This window comes from Streptomyces bohaiensis, from assembly GCF_012033785.1.
GTDB lineage: Bacteria > Actinomycetota > Actinomycetes > Streptomycetales > Streptomycetaceae > Streptomyces > Streptomyces bohaiensis.
This window is the reverse complement of record NZ_JAAVJC010000345.1, coordinates 1-4,408: the sequence shown is the minus strand read 5'-3', so window position 1 is coordinate 4,408 and position 4,408 is coordinate 1. Positions and strand designations below refer to the sequence as shown.

The following is a 4,408-nucleotide window of genomic DNA, read 5'->3' as shown; positions in this document are numbered from 1 at the left end:
GTCCGGTGCCGCTCCCGCACGTGGGAGCGGCACCGGACCGGCGGCGCGTCAGGCGCCGGTCGGTGTGCCGAGCAGCACCGGCAGGCCCGCCAGGTCGTTCTGGGTGAGGACCGGCAGATTGGTGATCTCCTCCGCCGGCACCGCCGTCGCCAGCTCCGGGAACCGGGCGAACAACGCGGGCAGCGCTGTCGCGGCCTCCAGCCGGGAGAGCGCCGCCCCCGGGCAGATGTGCGGGCCGTGGCCGAACGACAGATGCCGCCCGGGGGTGGGCCGGGTGATGTCGAAGGAGTCGGCGGTCTCGCCCCACTGGCAGCGGTCGCGGCCGATGGCGCGGTACGACATCACCACGCCGTCACCGGGCTTGATCACCTCGTCCCCGACCTCGATCTCCTCGGTGGCGAACCGCATCAGCAGGTGCGTCGAGGGCGACTCCAGGCGCAGCGTCTCCTCGACGACCGCCTCCCAGGAGACCTCTCCCGAGCGCACCAGCGCCAACTGGTCGGGGTGGGCCAGCAGCGCCCGCACCGCGTGCAGGATCAGCGAGATCGTGGTCTCGTGTCCGGCGGCCACCATCGACTTGAGGTTGCCGACCACCTCGTCCTCGCTCAGCCGCTCGCCGCCGTCCTCCGCGACGATCAGGGCGCCGGTGAGGTCGTCGGTCGGGCTCGCGGTCTTCTCCCGGACCATCTCCCGGAAGATCACGTCGAGTTCGCCGATGACGGCGAGCCGCTCGTCCTGCGGGGTGAGCAGCGAGAAGAACCGCGTCCACAGGTCGGTGAGTCGCGGCAGCAGCTCGTCCGCGACGCCCATCAGCTCGCACACCACCCGCAGCGGCAACGGCAGCGCGAAGACCGTCTTCAGGTCCACCGGCGCGCCGCCGGCCCCCGCGGCGGCGAGGTCGTCGAGCAGCTCGGCGGTGATCTGCTCGATCCGCGGCCGGATCGCCTCCAGCCGCTTCGGGGTGATCGCCTGCGCCGTCTTGGCGCGCAGTCGGCGGTGCTCGGCGCCGTCCGCGGTGAACATGGAGGGGTCCACGTCCACCATGCCGACCAGCGGCCACTGCCGGTCCACCGCACCGCTGCGCCAGTCGGCCCACTGGTTGATGTCCTTCACCAGCCGGCTGTCGGTGAGCAGCCGGCGGGCGACGGCGTGGTCGGTGATCGTCCAGGCGCGTACGCCCATGAGGTCGATCGTGGTGATGGGGGCGGCCTGCCGCAGTCGTTCGGTCTCCCCCGCGAGGTCGCGGACGAGGGGATCGATGACGACGGGGTCCGCCACCGGCCGGGGATCGCCCGGGGTGACGTGACCGACGGGGCAGCTCATGGGTGGCCTCCAGCGGCGGGGGTCGGGGTGAAGCTGACGGGAAGGTCCGTCATGCCGCGCAGGAACGCCGAGGGCCGGCGGGTGAGCGACGCGACGGGGACGGCGAGGTCGATGTCGGGCAGCCGGTCGAGCAGCACCTCGATCGCGGTCCGCGCGATCACCTCGGCGATCTCGCGTGCCGGGAAGGGGCACTGGAACTCGCCGTGGCTGAACGAGAAGTGGGCGCTGTTCCCGTTGCGGAGACCGCCCGCCCGCTCGTCGGCGGCGTCGTGGACCTCCGGGTCGCCGTTGGCCGCGCCGAGCCCGAGCAGCAGCATGTCGCCCGCGCCGATGCGGCAGCCGCCGAGCTGGCAGTCGCGGGCCGCCCAGCGGCCGGCGAGGATCTGGGTGGGCGTGTCCTCCCAGAGCACCTCGTTCATCGCCTCGCCCACCGAGTGGCGGCCGCCGCCCAGCGACGCCGAGAAGCGGTCGTCGGTGAGCATCAGCCGGATCGAGTTGCCGATCCAGTCGGCGGTCGGGAGGTGGCCCGCGGCGGTGACCGACTGGAGGTCGAGGATGTACTCCTCGTCGCTGAACGGCTCGGGGTGGGCCAGCATGCGGGAGGTGATGTCGGCCCCGGGCCGCTCGCGCTTGGCGGCCAGCAGCTCGCCCATCAGCCCGCTGAACGTCCGGTACGCCTCCAGCGCGCCGGGCCCGCCGTCGCACAGTTCCGTCAGGGAGGAGACCAACAGCTGGGACCGGCTGTCGGGGATGCCGAGCAGCCGTCCCAGCACCAGCGCCGGGAGCGGCTTGGCGAAGTCCGCCGTCAGGTCGGCCTCGCCGGTGGCACAGAACCGGTCGATCAGCCGGTCCGACAACTGCTCGGTGTGCCGTCGCAGTTCGAAGGGGCTGACCGCCTCCAGGGCGGGTTCCACCATGCGCAGGTGGCGCTGGTGCTCCTCGCCGACGGTGTAGTAGATCGAGGGCAGCGGCACGTTGACCATCGGTCGCAGCGGCCAGTCCTCCGGCAGCCGGTCCCACTGGTTCCACAGCCCCGAGTCCCGCGGGAACAGCACCGGGTCGCCGGTCACCCGCGCCATCTCCCGGTACCCGATCACCAGCCAGGCCGGCACGTCGCCGGGGAGCGAGACCGGGACGACCGGGCCGTACTGGCGCCTCATCTCCCGGTAGAGCGCGACTGGTTCGGTGTGGAACCGGGGCCCCTCCAGGGGCATCGCGCCCGAGCCGGCGGCGTGGGCCGGACAGCCGGGCGGCGGAACGAACCGCCGCATGTCGGGGGTTGTGGTCGCGCGCTCCGCGGTCATGAGGTCAACTCCCTGGCGGACGACAGCCGGTGCAGGTGCTCGACGAGGGTGATCAGGACGTGCTTGGCGGACTCCCGGGACCGTGCGTCGCAGGAGACCAGCGGCACGTCGGGGTCCAGGTCCAGTGCCTCCCGGACCTGTGCCTCGGTGTAGGTGTCGGCGCCGAAGTCGTTGCGGGCGACGACGAACGGCGTGCCGTGGTGCTCCAGCCGGTCGATGGCGTACCAGGACTCGTCGAGCCGTCGCGTGTCCACCAGGACCACGGCGCCCAGCGTCCCGGCGAACAGCCGGTCCCACAGGAACCAGAACCGCTGCTGGCCCGGTGCGCCGAACAGGTAGAGCACCGTCTGCTCGTTGAGGCTGATGCGGCCGAAGTCGAACGCGACGGTGGTGGTCGACTTGGCGCGCACCGCGCTCAGGTCGTCGATCTCCGCCCCGGCCTGCGTCATCGTCTCTTCGGTGTTGAGCGGGCGGATGTCGCTGACGGACCGCACCAGCGTCGTCTTGCCGACGCCGAACCCGCCGACGACCACGATCTTCAGACCGTTGTCGGCTGCGCTGCTGAGCGGTTTGCGTTCCGCGGGGGCGGCTGCCACCGATTCAGAGATTGCGGAGTCCAACGAGCACCTGCTCCAGGATGGTGGGGTCGGGAAGTTGAGCGGCGGGGGTCTCGCCGCCTCGGCGGGACGCCGGCGGCACCTTCGACGTCCGGGGGTGCCGGGCGGTGATCCGCCCGGTGTCCAGCAGGTCGGAGAGCAGGATCTTCACGATCGACACCGGCAGCCGCAGATCCGCCGAGAGCTCCACCACGGCGGTGGGGAGGCGGCACATCCGCAGGATCCGGGCCTGCTCCGAGGGCATGCCGGGGGTCGGCTCGCACTCGCTGACGATCAGCGTGACCAGGTCGAAGGAGTCGTTGTGCGCGCGGCTGCGGCCGCCGGTGACCGTGTACAGCCGGTCCGGGTCGTCGTCGCGGCCGGCGCGCGCCGCACTCACGGACGTCCGCCCTCGGCGCCGTGTCGGGGCGGAGCGCTGAGGTGCTCGCTCAACTGCTCCACCAGTTCGTTCATGTTGTGGCCGATCATGCCGGGGTCGGCGTCCTCGGTCGCCACCACCGCCAGGTGCGCCCCCGCGCCCGCCTCCACGATGAACAGGATGCCGCCGTAGAACTCCGTCATGGCCTGCCGGACCCCGCCGGTGCCGTCGCCGAACTCGATGGAGGCGCCGTGGGAGAGGCTCTGGATGCCCGCGGATATCGCCGCCAGCTGGTCGGCCTGGTCCTCGGAGAGCTCCGGTGTGCGGCACAGCTTCAGACCGTCCCGTGAGAGCACCAGGGCGTGTCTCGCGCCCGGTGTGCGCTCGATCAGGTTCTCCAGCAGCCAGTCGAGCTGACTGCCGGGGATGGTGTCTCGGGCGTGCTGAGACCCCGTGAAAGGAGCGGTCATCGGGAGTCGTCCTCCGGTTTCGGTGAGGCGGTCTGGGTCGGTTCGGCGGCGCCGCCGCCCTGGACGGCACGGCGGAACGCGCCGAAGCGGGCGGCCGACTGCGCCGGGGTGTGGCTGCGTTCGGGGAGGCGGTTCCCGGTCTGCGGGGCGCCTTCGGGGTGGGCCGCGGCGAGCGTGCGGCCGCGGCGGCGTCGGGGGAGCCCGGCGATGTCGCGCGGCACCGACAGCTGCATCGTCTCGCTGGGGTCGGCCGTGGGGTCGTTGCCGGGGTCGACGGCGGCGCCGTCGGGGCGGGAGGCGGCGGGCCGGCCGGCAGCGGCCTCGTCGCCGGTGCGG

Annotated in this window: 5 protein-coding genes and 1 pseudogene; all 6 read right to left on the bottom strand. The window is 72.6% G+C overall.

What is annotated here, in order from left to right; genetic code table 11:
• Positions 1-48: 48 nt before the first annotated feature.
• Complete coding sequence (locus HCN52_RS22275; protein ID WP_168090230.1) at positions 49-1,323, bottom strand: cytochrome P450 family protein; 1,275 nt, start codon at positions 1,321-1,323, stop codon at positions 49-51.
• Positions 1,320-2,627, bottom strand: coding sequence for a cytochrome P450 (locus HCN52_RS22270; protein ID WP_245175364.1), 1,308 nt, complete (start codon positions 2,625-2,627; stop codon positions 1,320-1,322). The genes HCN52_RS22275 and HCN52_RS22270 overlap by 4 nt, the downstream gene beginning before the upstream one ends.
• Positions 2,624-3,247, bottom strand: coding sequence for a GTP-binding protein (locus HCN52_RS22265; protein WP_209314853.1), 624 nt, complete (start codon positions 3,245-3,247; stop codon positions 2,624-2,626). Before HCN52_RS22265 ends, HCN52_RS22270 begins: the two co-directional genes overlap by 4 nt.
• The gene (locus HCN52_RS25715) at positions 3,228-3,623 is read right to left on the bottom strand and encodes a DUF742 domain-containing protein (protein ID WP_168090228.1); all 396 of its coding nucleotides are present in this window, start codon (positions 3,621-3,623) and stop codon (positions 3,228-3,230) included. The genes HCN52_RS22265 and HCN52_RS25715 overlap by 20 nt, the downstream gene beginning before the upstream one ends.
• Positions 3,620-4,072 carry a roadblock/LC7 domain-containing protein gene (locus HCN52_RS25710; protein ID WP_168090227.1) on the bottom strand — a complete coding sequence of 151 codons (453 nt, stop codon included), beginning with the start codon at positions 4,070-4,072 and terminating at the stop codon, positions 3,620-3,622. The genes HCN52_RS25715 and HCN52_RS25710 overlap by 4 nt, the downstream gene beginning before the upstream one ends.
• A pseudogene (locus HCN52_RS22250) lies at positions 4,069-4,408 on the bottom strand (hypothetical protein); the annotation flags it as partial. The pseudogene HCN52_RS22250 and the gene HCN52_RS25710, both read right to left, overlap by 4 nt.

What these genes read in the sequence shown, in the direction of transcription:
- HCN52_RS22275 (WP_168090230.1), bottom strand. Translation starts at nt 1,323, where the DNA reads ATGAGCTGCCCCGTCGGTCACGTCACCCCGGGCGATCCCCGGCCGGTG.
- HCN52_RS22270 (WP_245175364.1), bottom strand. Translation starts at nt 2,627, where the DNA reads ATGACCGCGGAGCGCGCGACCACAACCCCCGACATGCGGCGGTTCGTT.
- HCN52_RS25710 (WP_168090227.1), bottom strand. Translation starts at nt 4,072, where the DNA reads ATGACCGCTCCTTTCACGGGGTCTCAGCACGCCCGAGACACCATCCCC.